Genomic DNA, 13,623 nt, shown 5'->3' on the forward strand with positions numbered 1-13,623 from the left:
CGCAGAAGTCCTCCAAGGTCTGCTCCGCCGTCACCGGCAACCTGCACCCACACGGCGGCGCGTCGATGTACGGGGCAGCGGCCCTGATGGCCGCCGAATTCCAGCGCGTGAAAGTCATTGACGGACAAGGCGCTTTCCCCCGCATCCAAGGCGACATTCCCGCCGCTGACCGCTACACCGAGATGCGGCTGTCGGCACCCGGTGCGGCGTTGACCGCCGAACTCGACGACCACGCAGTGCCGATGGTGCAGACCTTCGACGGTGAATGGACCGAACCCACGGTGCTGCCGGCGCGGTGGCCGGTTCTGCTCTGCAACGGCGCGGTCGGCATCGCCGAAGGGTGGGCCACCAAGGTACCGGCACACAATCCACGCGAGGTCATGGCCGCCTGCCGGGCACTGCTGAAGACCCCGAACATGACCGACGACAGGTTGGTGAAACTCATTCCTGGGCCCGACTGGGGCTGCGGCGCCACCGTGGTCGGCACGGCCGGGCTGCGGGAGTACATGAACACCGGCCGCGGGGCGTTCATCGTGCGTGGCACGGTATCCGTGGACGGGAGGAACGTCGTCATCACCGAGCTGCCGCCCGGTGTCGCGAGTAATACCGTGCAAGAGAGGATCCGAGCGTTGGTCGAGTCGGGCGAGCTGCCCGGTGTGGCCGACATGTCGGATTTGACCGACCGTCGCAACGGGCTGCGGATCGTGGTCACTGCCAAACGCGGCCACAGTGCAGAGCAGATCCGCGAGCAGCTGCTCGCCCTGACGCCGCTGGAGTCGACGTTCGCCGCCAGTTTGGTCGCGCTCGATGAGGATCGAGTGCCTCGCTGGTGGTCGGTGCGGGAACTGATCTCCGCATTCCTGCACCTGCGCGATTCGGTGGTGCTGCGCCGCAGCGAGTATCGACTGGAGAAGGTCACCGCGCGGCGCCATCTGGTGTCCGGCCTGATGACCATCCACCTCGACATCGACGCAGCGGTGGCGGTGATTCGTGGATCCGACACCGTCGACGAGGCCCGCCAGGGGCTGCAGGATCGGTTCGCGATCGACCTCGGACAAGCTGATTACGTTCTGGCGCTGCAGCTGCGGCGGTTGACCAAGCTCGACGTCATCGAGCTGCAGGCAGAAGCGGAGAGACTGGACGCCGAGTTCCTCGAGCTGACGGAATTGGTGTCGAATCCCGATGCGCGTCGAGTGGTGATCGACAACGAGCTCGTTGAGACCGCGAAACTGTTCAAGGGCGCCGAATTCGATCGTCGCACCGTGCTGGACTTCGAGGCCACACCCATCGCATCGAGTGCCGACGAGGATGGCCCTCGTGAGCGTAAGTCCAACGCCGCGTGGCGACTTGATGATCGCGGCGTGTTCTCCGACAGCCACGGCGATCTGCTGACATCGGGACTGGGCTGGGCGGTGTGGACCGACGGGCGAATCAAGTTCACCGCCGGCAACGGTCTGCCCTACAAGATCCGCGACATCCCGGTAGCGCCGGACATCACCGGGCTGCTGCGCTCTGGGGTGCTCGCACCCGGATCGCATCTGGCATTGGTGACGCGACGCGGGAAGGTGCTGCGAATCGATCCCGCCGCCGTGAATCCGCAGGGCGCGGCAGGCAACGGTGTCGCCGGGGTGAAGCTGGCCGCCGATGGCGACGAGGTCATCGCTGCCTTGCCGCTTACGTGTGAGAACGGCGAAGCCATTTTGTCGATATCCGAGAAGGGCTGGAAGGTGACCGAGGTCGCCGACATCCCAGTAAAGGGCCGCGGTGGCACCGGCGTCGGTTTCCATCCGTTGGTCAATGGCGAGGTTGCTCTGCTATCGGCGGCGGTCTCGGCGACCGGGTTCGTGCGGGGCAAGAGGGCTGTACGGGCCGAGAAGCGCGCCAAGGCTTCGGTCAAGGGCTCCGGCGGCGAAATAGCACCTGCCACGTAGACGGCAGGCAGGCGGCGGCCAACCGTATCGGCCTGCAGCACTTCGAGAAGGCCTTTCAAATTGCTCGTGAGCTTTCGCCAAGGCCTCGTCGTTCTCGACAACGAGGTTCATGGAGGACGAATCGTGTCTCCGCGTCCGCTATCGCCGCTCGCTGGCGAGAGCTGCATGAGTCTCACTTTCGTGTCATTGATGACGCCGGGATGACGTAGAAACTGGGACGATGACACGAAGTTTGGGAACCGACAGCCGCCGCGCGAATCCTGTGACTTCTCAAACTCCCCACGGGGATCGACGGATGAGCTGATCGAGACAATGACCCGGCGGCTATCGCCGGAGGCATCAAACTCGGCACATAGAGCATCATCGCGCCCAGACCGACAATCACCGCGATTACAGCCCACACCCAGCACGATGAGCCCCGCACGATGAGTCACCCCTCCCCTGAGGCAGGTGTCTGCGGCTAGACCGGGCAGCTCCGCCGAACAGACACGCAGATGCTAGGGCTGCAGTTTCGTGGCGAATTCCTCAAGTACCGGGAACGGGTCGTGTGCAGTCGGCAGCGGCATGATCGCCACGTGATCGGCGCCGGCTGAGAAGTGTTCGCCGATCCGTCGGAGGCTCGCGTCGACGCCATCGAGAGGGATGAGCGCTTCCAAGAGTTCGTCGCCCGGGTCGTCACCTACCCGCAAATCCGGGAAGCCCGTCTCCTTCAAGTTGTTCACGTAGTTCTGCAGTCCGAGATAGAGCCTGGAGTGCTCGCGTGCGACGGACCGGTTCGCGGCCCGATCATCGTCGCGGGCGACGATCTGCACGACCGACAGCGTTCGGTCGGGGCCCAGCGCTGAACGCGCCTTCTTCGTGTGCTCGACGGTCGTGAAGTACGGAAGCGCTCCGGCAGTCTTTTCCTTCGCGAGCTGAAGCGCCTTGGATCGCAGCGCCGCCAAGATGATCCGGTCACCGGGTACACCGAGTTCGAGCAACCGGTCGACGTACTTGACCAGGGTCGGGAACGGCTTCTGATAGGCGTCGCCAGTCATCTCACGATGCCCGATGCCGACGCCGAGGACGAACCGGCCGGGATGGCGCTCCTCCACGCGGTGAAACGACTCCGCTACCTGATCGGCGGCTTCCGACCAGACGTTCACGATCGCCGTGCCGACCGCCACCGACGTCGTCTCTGCGAGGAACGCTTCGGGGATGGCCAGGTCGCCAGGCGCATTGCCCGCGATCCAGATCGTGCCGTACCCGAGATCTTCAAGACTCTTGACGCGGGAGGCCAGCGACCGCTTCTCGTAGTCCTGGACGAGCAGATAGGCGCCATGACGCCCGAGCGTTGGAGTAGTCACCCCACCCTCGACGTCGCTCCCCTCCGCCTTATTCCCCCAAGGACCCGTAACCGTCGGATCCACGCATGAAGACTTCGAAGTGCCTTGGATGACGCCGGGTCACTATGTATCCCGGTTCATGCCCTGCTAGTAGCCGCGCCGATGAAGGCGAGCCGTGGCCCCCATCAGCCGGATCAGTCCACCACCCCGTGGGCTATCCGGCCGAGGTGTCGGCGATCAGTTGATCGACAACGTCGGAGAGGCGACCGCGCTGCTGCAGGGATTTGCGTTGGCGTGCGGCTGAGGTTCCTGATGCCAGCGCGTGTCGGGTGAGGTCAGCGACGTCGTCCCAGTCGCCAGTGGCTTCGAGCTGTGGTCGTAGGCGGTTCATCAGATCGGTGATCACCGATGCCGCAGGACGGTTGATCGGACCGGCCAGATCGACAAGTTCGCCTTCCAGGCCCGAGCGCGCCGCCCGCCATACTGCTGCGCGGCCCAGCGGGGGCAGGACAGTGAGCGCGGGTTCGGCAGCATGTAGTCCTTGACTCTCATGGTCGACCAACGCCCGAAAAAGACCCGCGATGAGCACGATCGTGTCGACCGATGGGCAGCTGTCACAGATGCGCAGTTCCAGTGTGGGCGCTGAATTGGCAGGCCGCACATCGAAATACACCATGCCGGCATCGGAGATCACGCCGGTGGCCACCAGATCGTTGACCAGTTGATCGTATTCGGCGGCGGTGTTCACCGGCGCGGCCAGCCCGGTGGTGGGCCACCGATGACACAACAGCGTGCGGGAGCTGGCATACCCGGTGTCGGCCCCGTCGGCCTGAAACGGTGAGCTGGCGCTAAGTGCCAGCAGCGCCGGCAGGTAGGGCGCGACTCGTTGTGCGATGGCTACCGCTTCGTCGCGGTCGTCGATGCTGACGTGTACCTGGGTGCCGCAGATGAGCTGCTCTCGGGCGAGTAGCTGATAGTCAGCCAGAATGTGGCGGTAGCGATCGGTGGCGGTGACTTGTAATTCAGCGGGCACCGCCAGCGGTACCGAACCGGCGGCGACTACTCCGACTCCAGCCTCGGCGGCCGCGTCGACCAGGGTGCTGCGATGGAGGACAAGATCGTTGCGCAGACCCTCAAGGGTGTCGACGACGGCGCTGTTGATCTCGACCACGCATCGTTGCAGTTCGGCGACGTAGTTATCGGATAGGCGCGCCAACAGCTCAGGGGCCTGCCCAGTGAGTCGACGCGTGTCCAGATCGACCAGGTGAAATTCTTCCTCGACGCCCATTGTCCGCATGGCGGTCCCCTTAGGCTCCGGCGGTGACAGCAGTCTTAACAGCGATCTCAGGAGTATTTACCCGACCGTCAAGAGGTAAACGTCCGTTGGATTGCGCGAGTTCGGCGTCGTCAAGGTGTTTTGTCTCTTTGGCGTGCTCTCGGCGGTCTGGGTGGGCTTCCTCGGTCGGCGTCATCACGTCGTCGAGGTCGGGTCGCTCGTTCGAGTCAGATATGGCGTGGGTGTGCCCCACAGGCGCTGACTTCTCAACCTTGTGTCCATCACTGACGTTTTGACCTGCGCCAATGCCGACATTCTCAATCGATGTCCACGCCGGTGATTCTCACTTTCGTGTCCACTTTCTTGCGAGCGAGGACTCGGGACGCTCGTAATTCGACAGTTGGCCCGGCTGGAGGGAAATCCGCCAACCGGCCCTCTGTCCGATGCCATGAACCGACGCCGCGAGGCCGCTGGACGGTTGGTGTGCTTGAAGCTGAACCGTCATCGAGAGTCTCGCGTGAGGGCTCAGCGATCTTGTCTGCCAGGCACGCGGCGGCAGCCGCACGACCTGTACGAAGAATTCGTCGATTTGGCGGACGGCCTTGAGGTACTGGTCGAAGTCGACGGGCTTGGTGACGTAGGCGTTGGCGTGCAGTTTGCAGCTGCGCAGGATGTCCTCTTGCGCCGTCGAGGTGGTGAGCACCACGATGGGAATGTGGTGCAGGGTGGGGTCGGTTTTCAGTATTTCGAGGATTTGCCGGCCGTCGTATTTGGGCAGGTTGAGGTCGAGCAGGATGAGGTCGGGTCGCGGGGCGTTGTGGTGCTCGCCGCGGCGGTAGAGAAGGTCCAAGCCTTCTGCGCCGTCGCGGGCGACATGCAATTTGTTGGCGATCTTGTTCTGTTGGAAGGCTTCTCGGGTGATCATCTCGTCACCAGCGTCGTCTTCAACGAGCAGTACATCAATAGGCTGAGCCGAGGTCATGGCAGGTGCCTTTCGCAGGGGCCGGGCGAGGCAGGCGACGCTGAGGCAGACGCGACAGCGCAGGGTGGAAGCATAGGGCCGCCGCCCGGCGATCGCTGAAAGCCTGGTCGCTGGGCTCTTGGTCGTGGTCCCCTGGTGAGTCCCGCCAGTTTGTACAACTGACACCGCGCGCCGAAGGCGGAATGGATGCCGACGCCGCTAAGGAGCTCGGTGAAGTCCTCGCCGCGTGTCGGGTAGTGATGGTCGCGTTCTGGTGGTTAGACCATCGCGGGCTAGTTGCAGCCGGTGGCGGTGACGTGTCCGCGTCGTCCCATCGCGCAGATGCAAGTGGTGACGTTAGGGAAGGCGTCGAAGTCCTTTGGCATGGGGGCGTAGTAGGCCGGAGGCGGCGCGTAGTAATCGATACCCCCGGCGATATCGACGCATCCGGTGGTGGTCACGCGTTGACCACTGGCGCTGGCGCAGACGTCTGCGTGGGCAGTGCCGCTGCGTTGCGTGATCGACGGCGCCGGGGATCGTGGCGAAACGCCAAGATCGCTGCTGCGGCGGCCAGTCTCCGCATCGATCGAGAGCGGTGAATCATCGGTTCCCCTATTGCTGAGCAGGTTGATCAAGGGGCCTACTGAGGAACCGACCGGCCCGGCTAGTTTTTGAGGGTGCCATCCTGCAACATGGCCAGGGCCTTCTCGACGCTAAGTGTGCCGGAGGCCTGGCTGGGCGGATACTTGGCGAAGGTCGCGAGGAACTCTCCGACGATGGTGATGGCGGGCACCATGGTCCACAGCTTCTCGCCCCACCAGCGGCCGTAGAGCATGCCCTCGGTCTGGTAGCGCTCCCATGGATCCTGTCGCAGGTTGGTCACCACCGGAACGTTGGTCGAATCCTCTTTCCCGGTGAAGAGGTTGCCGACGATGGTCTTGAAGTTGAGCTTCCAGGCGTTGTATCGCACCGCCATAAGGTCGGCGTTGTCGCTGAAGTAGAAGAACTCGCGGCGCGGACCTTCGGTGAGCTCGCCGGTGAAAAAGGGTGTGAAGTCATACCCGTCGAGGTGAGTGGTGAACGTCTTCTCGCCCGCCGCATGACCGGTCAGGAGCGCCTCTTTGACATCGGGTTGGCCGGCCGCGGCGAGAAGTGTCGGCAGCCAGTCCTCGTGGGCCATGATCTCGTTGACGATGGTGCCGGGCTCGATGACGCCGGGCCACTTGGCGACCATGGGCACGCGGAAGCCGCCCTCGTAGGTGCTGCCCTTCTCGCCGCGGAACGGGTGGTTGCCACCGTCGGGCCAGCTGAAGACCTCGGCGCCGTTGTCACTGGTGAACAGCACGATGGTGTCGTCGGCGATGCCGAGCTCGTCGAGCTTGTCGAGGATCTGGCCGACCTCCCAGTCCAGTTCCATCATCGCGTCGGCGAAGAGCCCGAACCCGCTCTTGCCGTCCCATTTGGACGACAGGTGGGTCCAGACGTGGCATCGGGTGGCGTTGTGCCACAGGAAGAACGGCGTGTCCGACGCTGCGGAGCGGTCGATGAAGTCCAGTGAGCGCCGCGTGATTTCGGTGTCGACGTCCTCCATGTTGGTGGTGGCTGCCGGATCCATGCCGGGGTGTGGAGGCAAGGGACCGCCGTCGTCGATGGTCTGTTTGCCGACCCGGCCCCAGCGCGGGTGCTCGGTTTGATCGTCGACATCGGTGGCCTTGGTGTCGATGATATTGCGCGGACCGAACCGGGGATGGAACTCTGCATCTTTCGGGTACTCGTTGTCGTAGGGCTCTTCCATGGCGTTGAGGTGGTAGAGGATGCCGTAGAACTCGTCGAAGCCGTGCACGGTGGGCAGGTATTCGTTGCGATCACCGAGGTGGTTCTTGCCGATCTGCGCCGAGGTGTAGCCCAGGGGCTTGAGGAGTTCGGCGATCGTCGGGTCGGAGTCCTGGATGCCTTGTTTGGCCGCGGGCATGCCAACTTTCAAAAGCCCTGTGCGGAACGGACTTTGGCCAGTGATGAACGCCGCGCGTCCCGCTGTGCACGATTGCTGGCCGTAGTAGTCGGTGAACAGGGCACCTTCGCGGGCGATCCTGTCGATATTCGGGGTGGACCCGCCCATCATCCCGCGGTGATACGCACTGAGGTTCCACGTGCCCACGTCATCGGCCATGATCATGACGATGTTCGGCTTCTTCTTACCCACCACAGGGCACGCTCCTCGCATCAGATGATCGGGCGCATGGTCTGGGCGCGGAGGTGACGCTACCCGCCCAACCCGTGATCTGTTCCAAACCAACCATCCCCGCCGGGGCGAACGCCCAGAGAATGAGAGGCGCTGTGGCAGGCTCGATAGCGCCGGGCACAGCTCTGCGGCCCACTGCGCGTCCCAACTACCACCTCGACGCAGGCCGAACGGGAGCCATGACGGACCACCCCCTAGACGTATCCACCCAACTCGCTGCGCAACGCACTCGCCTGGCCCAGGAACGCACCCTGATGGCCTGGATCCGAACAAGCATGTCCCTGATCGCTTTTGGTTTCACCATCTACAAATTCTTCGAATACCTCGCGACGGAGGAGCGGCGTCGCGAGCCGATCTTGAGTCCCTGGGTCATCGGAATGATCATGATCGTCGTCGGCCTCACCGGCGTCGCGCTGGCATGGATTCAAAACCGCCAACAGATGAAAGCCCTCGAGGCCGAAGCCGGACCGATGCCGTACTCCATTGCCGGTGTCATGGCCGGGTTCATCGCCTTCCTCGGCGGACTCGCGTTGGTAGCCGTCGCCTTCAGGTGGTAGCTGCGCTGGTCATTGCTGGCTGGCGCGCTGATCTTCGATGAAACCGGAGCGCAGCAGAATCAACACGCTCACCACCAGCACCCAGCCGGGAAACGCCAACGTCAACCACATCGAGACGTCACCTGCGATCAGCAGGCCAACAGCAACCAGATAGCTGACGCCGATGAGCCAGCGCGGCATCAGCCCGGTCTTGAGCCAGATTGCGGCCAGCGACATCATGAACACCGCCGCCATCCTGACGGCATAGGTTTTGCATGTCGACGCCACCATCGCCGTCCCGAAACTCGCCACCTCCGCGTGCGCACCTGGATCGGTGACGCCGTTGCTACTGGCCAGCAGTCCGGCGGCAATGGCTGTCGAGACGAACATCATCGCCAGAAAAATCAGGCCGCTACCAAACAACACCGATGCGAAGAACCGGTCCTCGTAGTGCCCGAGATTGTCTCGGATCACACCGATGAACCACAGAAACGTAATGCCCGCAAACGGCATCAGCTTGGTCGCGGTCACGACGCCGCTACCGTGCGAGTCCACCCACTCCGCTGAGTCTCCCACTCCCTCAGGCATTTTCAGCCGGAGCAGGATGATCGTGGCGCCGAACAGGAAAGCGAACAGCATGCCCGCCACCGCCGCCGCTCGCGGTGTCGTCAGCTGATGCAGGCTCGGCCCAGCATTGGATGCGGGCTTCATGGGTGTGGACATCGCGACATCGTGTCAGAGCGGCGACCTAGCCGTGGGATGTCAGGCGACACCGCTTTCCTCCAACAGCCGACGCGCAGGAACCGTCCCGCCCCGACACACATCATCGATCGTGACGAACAGCAGTTTGCTTAAAACTGAAACATTCGTGGGCCAACGGCGATACACATGGTATTCGGTACATCAGCGAAGGGTTCTGACATGAACAAACTGGCAGCAGTGCTAATGATGGCCTCCGGGATGGCCCTTGCGCCGATGATGATAGCGCCGGTAGCTCAGGCCGACGTCTGCGCCGCCGCAGGCGGACGCCACGTCTCGGTCGGTGGCTGCACCAACGTGGCCGGCGACGCCGCGGCCGTAGCCATCGCGTCGCAAGACTATCCCTACGTTCCCAACGAGATTCCCTGCTACACAGCAGAAGGCGCGCCGTACTACACACCACCAGGCGACCCCTGCTAGACGCTCCTCCCGAAGAGGCAAGCCCGCTGCCGCGACATCTGCGCGGCGGCTGGGCAATGCGATCGGGACGGGTGCGTCGCGAAATCCAAAATCAGTAGCCTTCGCCAGTCCGGTTCGACGGCTGGGCGCCTGCATCGGCAGCGGGTACACCAATGCCGCCTTGGCGTGTTGCGCGGTGGCGAGGGCGGTCCATGTAATTGCCGCTGCTTCATATCTGTCCGGCAGCAAGACCGAGCAGTACCAGGATCTAGCGCAGCAGGCAAAGCCATCGGTCGATGGTGAACACGACCGCATTGCCAACGCGGCGAATCTGAGTTCGCCGGTCTACCACAGTCTTCCGGACCTCAACTGGGTCGGTTTCTATTTCTTCGACGGGACCGAAGTGGTGGCGGGCCCGTTTCACGGTCAGCCCGCGTGTGTGCGGATCAGCCTCGACCGCGGGGCATGTGGTGCGGCGGCCCGCAGCGGACAGACCCAGCGCGTCGATGACGTGCACGCGGTGGCCGACCATATCGCCTGCGGCGCGAACACCAATTCCGAGTTGGTCGTCCCGTTGATCAGAGACGGAAACCTCATCGGGGTGTTCGATCTCGGCGGACCCGGCCGTCCTGCGCGTTTTCGAGATCCGCAACGACTGACACGCATGGTTTTCGACGTGAGGAGTCGGCGGGGCGCTACATCAGCGAGTTTCAACGCAGGGCGATGATTACCGCGAGCCCCTCTACTGCCCCACAACCTCGGCTCGAAACTCCCGCGGGGTCTTGCCGAACCAGCGTCGGCAGGAGCGGTTGAGCGCGCTCTGCTCTGCATAGCCGAGCATGCCCGCGATCTGGCCGAGTTCGAGCCCGGGCCTTGTCAGATACGTTGCCGCCGCCGTGCGGCGTTCCCGGTCGATGACGTCCTGGCATCGTATGCCCTCCGCTGCGAGTTGGCGTTGCAGAGTGCGTGGATGCACGGCGAGTTCGCGCCCGATCGCGTCGAGACTGCACTGTCCGGTGAGCAGCAGCCGCTGGGCCAGCTGCGCGACCCGGTGTGACAGCGGCGCGCTCGGCGGAAGATATTTCCGTTCAAGGTATTTCGCCGCGAGGCGACTAGCCTCGGGATCGGCACTCTCGATGCGCCGGTCGGCCAGCCTGCGCGACAGCTCGAATCCGCACGACGACCGGTGGAAGCGCACCCGGCACCCAAATGCCTGTTGGTAGGACGCACTGGGGCCTTGTTGAGGGTGCATGAACCAGACGGTGCGGGGCCGCGCCTGCGGTCCACCCAACAGGTGCACGATCCGAGCAGCTACGGCCATGCTGACCTCGTAGGCCTGGACGACATTAGGTAACCCGGGTTCGGTCAACTCGAACGCGAATTTGACGGTGCCCTTCTCGGTCTGTGGCAGGAGCCTCAGCGTCAACGCAGGCGAGTGCACATAGAGGAAGCGGGCGACCGCCTGGACGCCGTCGAGCACGGTCCGCGCGTTGCGTGCGATCACCGCGATCGGACCGAAGATGTCGAGCCCCTGCCACTGCACCATCCGCAATCCGAAATCCGTGCAAGCAAGTTCTTCGGCGCTGGCCTCCAGCAGGTGAACGTAGGCGTTGAACGGGACGAATGCATCGTCCTCGACTCCGATGCCTGCCGGGATGCCGTAGCGCGCCAGGAACGGATCGGGATCGCCACCGAGCTCGCGCACCACGTCGCGGTAGCCTCGCAGCGCGGTGGCGCGGATGAGATTGCCCATGCCGTGACTCCCATCACCGTGTCGGTAAATGGTAAAAAACTGTCGGGAAATGTCGAGACCTGCCGCCGCCTGCTGGGGCATTCTCAATGCGAACCACCTGCAACGCGGCAGGCGGAAGCCCCGAAGAAGGTCATGAACGCCACACGTTTTCGACGTCTCGCTCACCGCACCGTCCACCATGGGACTCCGCCGGGTGACGCTTGATATGTCGACATGGGAGCTGTTCGACCACCCCGAGATCCGTTCGGATTCCGCCGGCGTCGACCGCATGAGCGGCCGTTGCTTCTGGCCCTACATCCAGGACCCTCCGGTCGTGCTTGGCGTGACCGCTCGTTCAGCCATCATCTGAACGCGGCAGTATCACAACCCATCTCGTTCGTTAGCCGGGCACGCTGTCGCCTTCTTCAAAGGTCATTGCCACCCTCAGTTGACCTCGTCCTGAGCCGCGCCCACTCACATGTCTGAACACCGTCACCACGGTGTCCGCATTCTCCCCCGGCACGTGACCCGTGCCCGGGAATCGCAGGAGCAACGATGAACGACCAACCTCGAAAGTCCAGGCCGCACTGCAGATGGACTGTCGAACAGGAAGCCGCCGTACGACACCTGGCCGATGCCGTCCAGCAAGTCCCAGGAAGCAGACACACCAGTCTCCCGGGAACGGCTCAGATCGGCGGTCGACGCCGCGAGAGACGCAGGCGTCGGATGGACCAAGAAAGCGCAAGACGAGTGGGACCGCCAGCAGCATGCCGACCGCGATGAACACTGACCGGCGCGAGTTCCCCGGGACGTCGCGTAACCCAGCTGGCGCGACAGGCAGTGATCCACCACCGGCCGACCACCGGTCGGAACTCGATAGACGGTTGCCGCTAGTGGACCTGAATTACGCGGGCGGCGGGACAACCCGTGCAGCCGCACCACGGGCTTGGAGTCGCGCAGTCACCGTACTTTCGGTCCGGTAACCCACCAAGGACATCGACGGCGTGACTGGCCCCCAGGCCCTTGTTCCGACGGCGCAACTGTCGCGCCATCCGGGAAGTCGCCGCCCATCGAGACCGTATCTCTCTGCTCAACAATCTGTTTCGCAGTTCATACTCTCCCCACCAGGGAGTCGCTACTAGGGGCTAAAGTCCTCTGGGCAAAGGACTTGATGACCCACGACCACCTTTGCGCCTCATGAGGCTTGACCCACCCAAGGTCCCCGTTCGGCGGGCCGAAAGGCCCTAGTCAGATATCACGCGGCACTGAAGTCTGAATTGGAGGAGGCACGCTCAAGGTTGCGGGCCCACCAGTCGCTTGGCCGTCTTCTGCGTCGACCGACGAGTAACGAGGGAGAGACCTGTGAGTACCGAAACTCTGCCGGAGTCTAAATCAGTGGTAAAGCCGCCGCTTCCGCTGTCCCCGCGCAACAAGCACAAGGCGGGCGCGCTGGGTCTGACCTCGGCCACCGGCCTCGTCATCGGTAGCATCGTGGGCACCGGCGTCTTCACCATGCCTGCGGTGCTCGCCGGCGCCGGAACCCTGGGCATTCTGGTGCTGGCCGTTGTCGCCGTGGGCGCAACACTATTGGCGCTGTTGTTCGGTCAACTCACCAAGCGGGTACCCAACAGCGACGGCGGCCTGTATGCATTCGCCCGCCACGAGTTCGGCGACTTCGCCGGCTACCTCGTGGGCTGGAGCTACTGGATCTCATCGTGGGCGGGCAACGCCGCAATCGTCGCCTCCTGGGTCTTCTACGTCGATGCGCTATTCGGACTGAAGGACCCCAGCGGACTGACGAACTGGGGAATCGCACTGGTGGGGTTGTGGGTCCCGGCGGTCGTGAACCTCGTCGGGGTTCGTCAGATGGCATGGTTCCAAAACGTCACGGTGATCCTGAAGTTCCTTCCCCTGCTGTTCGTTGGCGCCATCGGTTGGTTGTTCGTCGACGACGCCAACTTCGGGCCGTTCAACGCCTCCGGTGGCAGCGTGTACACCGGCATCGGCATCGGCGCCGGCGTTGCGTTGTTCTCGTTCATCGGGGTCGAAGCCGCCGCGATCACGGCCAAGAGGGTGACGAACCCGCGCGTGAACGTCGGTCGCGCATCACTGATAGGCACCGGCGCAAGTGCTTTGCTGTACGTGTTGGTCACCGCGGCGGTCATGGGCCTGGTTCCTCAAGGCGCGCTCGTAAAGACGGGGGCGCCGTTCGTCGATGCCTTTCAGGCGATGTTCCCCGGAAGCGCCTGGGCGGGAACGTTCATCGCTGCGATCGCGGTCATTTCGGGGATCGGAGCGCTCAACGGCTGGACCCTCATCGTGACGGAAACCTCGCGGGCCATCGCACAGGACGATCTGTTCCCACGGGCCTTCGCCTGGACCGATCGCAACGGCACTGCGTGGTTCGGCATCGTGGTCGGAACTGCCCTGCCATCCCTGCTCATGCTCTGGCGCTACATGTC

Annotated in this window: 12 protein-coding genes and 1 pseudogene; 6 read left to right on the forward strand and 7 right to left on the reverse strand. The window is 63.7% G+C overall.

All coding sequences use genetic code 11. From position 1 onward, the window contains the following. On the forward strand, nucleotides 1-1,931 hold a 1,931-nt coding region (locus QOI01_RS13835), incomplete at its 5' end, for a DNA gyrase subunit A (RefSeq protein ID WP_526381779.1). A gap of 497 nt (nucleotides 1,932-2,428) precedes the next feature. Here the strand turns inward: QOI01_RS13835 and QOI01_RS13840 are convergent. The 5 genes and pseudogenes from QOI01_RS13840 to QOI01_RS13860 form a co-directional block, all read right to left on the reverse strand. Then, nucleotides 2,429-3,277, reverse strand: a complete 849-nt coding sequence (locus QOI01_RS13840) for a TIGR03620 family F420-dependent LLM class oxidoreductase (RefSeq protein WP_526381781.1) — start codon at nucleotides 3,275-3,277, stop codon at nucleotides 2,429-2,431. A gap of 193 nt (nucleotides 3,278-3,470) precedes the next feature. Further along, the gene (locus QOI01_RS13845; RefSeq protein ID WP_526381783.1) at nucleotides 3,471-4,553 is read right to left on the reverse strand and encodes a carboxylate-amine ligase; all 1,083 of its coding nucleotides are present in this window, start codon (nucleotides 4,551-4,553) and stop codon (nucleotides 3,471-3,473) included. 526 nt (nucleotides 4,554-5,079) lie between these two features. Continuing rightward, nucleotides 5,080-5,514, reverse strand: a pseudogene (locus tag QOI01_RS13850) (response regulator); the annotation flags it as partial. A 272-nt stretch (nucleotides 5,515-5,786) separates the two neighbouring features. Then, nucleotides 5,787-6,128 (reverse strand): hypothetical protein, encoded by a 342-nt coding sequence (locus tag QOI01_RS13855; protein WP_526381785.1) that lies wholly within the window; start codon nucleotides 6,126-6,128, stop codon nucleotides 5,787-5,789. 29 nt (nucleotides 6,129-6,157) lie between these two features. Continuing rightward, the gene (locus QOI01_RS13860; RefSeq protein WP_526381787.1) at nucleotides 6,158-7,696 is read right to left on the reverse strand and encodes an arylsulfatase; all 1,539 of its coding nucleotides are present in this window, start codon (nucleotides 7,694-7,696) and stop codon (nucleotides 6,158-6,160) included. Nucleotides 7,697-7,830: 134 nt separating this feature from the next. Between QOI01_RS13860 and QOI01_RS13865 the strand changes: the two genes are divergently transcribed. Further along, a complete protein-coding gene (locus tag QOI01_RS13865; protein ID WP_526381789.1) occupies nucleotides 7,831-8,292 on the forward strand; it encodes a DUF202 domain-containing protein in 462 nt (153 codons plus the stop codon). Between the two features lie 9 nt (nucleotides 8,293-8,301). Here the strand turns inward: QOI01_RS13865 and QOI01_RS13870 are convergent, their stop codons facing one another. Continuing rightward, nucleotides 8,302-8,982 carry a hypothetical protein gene (locus QOI01_RS13870; protein WP_526381799.1) on the reverse strand — a complete coding sequence of 227 codons (681 nt, stop codon included), beginning with the start codon at nucleotides 8,980-8,982 and terminating at the stop codon, nucleotides 8,302-8,304. 210 nt (nucleotides 8,983-9,192) lie between these two features. Between QOI01_RS13870 and QOI01_RS13875 the strand changes: the two genes are divergently transcribed. Together QOI01_RS13875 and msrC are read left to right on the forward strand one after the other, a co-directional pair. Then, complete coding sequence (locus tag QOI01_RS13875) at nucleotides 9,193-9,450, forward strand: hypothetical protein (RefSeq protein ID WP_526381791.1); 258 nt, start codon at nucleotides 9,193-9,195, stop codon at nucleotides 9,448-9,450. Between the two features lie 214 nt (nucleotides 9,451-9,664). Beyond that, nucleotides 9,665-10,156: a free L-methionine (R)-S-oxide reductase MsrC gene (msrC, locus tag QOI01_RS13880; protein WP_526381801.1), complete on the forward strand. Its 492-nt coding sequence runs from the start codon at nucleotides 9,665-9,667 to the stop codon at nucleotides 10,154-10,156. Nucleotides 10,157-10,171: 15 nt separating this feature from the next. On the opposite strand, the gene QOI01_RS13885 is transcribed toward msrC, so the two are convergent. Beyond that, complete coding sequence (locus QOI01_RS13885; protein ID WP_526381793.1) at nucleotides 10,172-11,182, reverse strand: helix-turn-helix domain-containing protein; 1,011 nt, start codon at nucleotides 11,180-11,182, stop codon at nucleotides 10,172-10,174. Nucleotides 11,183-11,375: 193 nt separating this feature from the next. Here QOI01_RS13885 and QOI01_RS13890 point away from each other — a divergent pair, with 193 nt between their 5' ends. After that, nucleotides 11,376-11,531, forward strand: coding sequence for a hypothetical protein (locus tag QOI01_RS13890; RefSeq protein WP_526381795.1), 156 nt, complete (start codon nucleotides 11,376-11,378; stop codon nucleotides 11,529-11,531). A 992-nt stretch (nucleotides 11,532-12,523) separates the two neighbouring features. Beyond that, nucleotides 12,524-13,623: amino acid permease (locus QOI01_RS13895; RefSeq protein ID WP_526381797.1), on the forward strand; the 1,100-nt coding region annotated here is incomplete at its 3' end.

The sequence above is a fragment of the Mycobacterium sp. genome (assembly GCF_032162605.1).
Classification (GTDB): Bacteria; Actinomycetota; Actinomycetes; order Mycobacteriales; family Mycobacteriaceae; genus Mycobacterium.

What these genes read in the sequence shown, in the direction of transcription:
- QOI01_RS13845 (WP_526381783.1), bottom strand. Translation starts at nt 4,553, where the DNA reads ATGCGGACAATGGGCGTCGAGGAAGAATTTCACCTGGTCGATCTGGAC.
- QOI01_RS13870 (WP_526381799.1), bottom strand. Translation starts at nt 8,982, where the DNA reads ATGAAGCCCGCATCCAATGCTGGGCCGAGCCTGCATCAGCTGACGACA.
- QOI01_RS13875 (WP_526381791.1), top strand. Translation starts at nt 9,193, where the DNA reads ATGAACAAACTGGCAGCAGTGCTAATGATGGCCTCCGGGATGGCCCTT.
- QOI01_RS13885 (WP_526381793.1), bottom strand. Translation starts at nt 11,182, where the DNA reads ATGGGCAATCTCATCCGCGCCACCGCGCTGCGAGGCTACCGCGACGTG.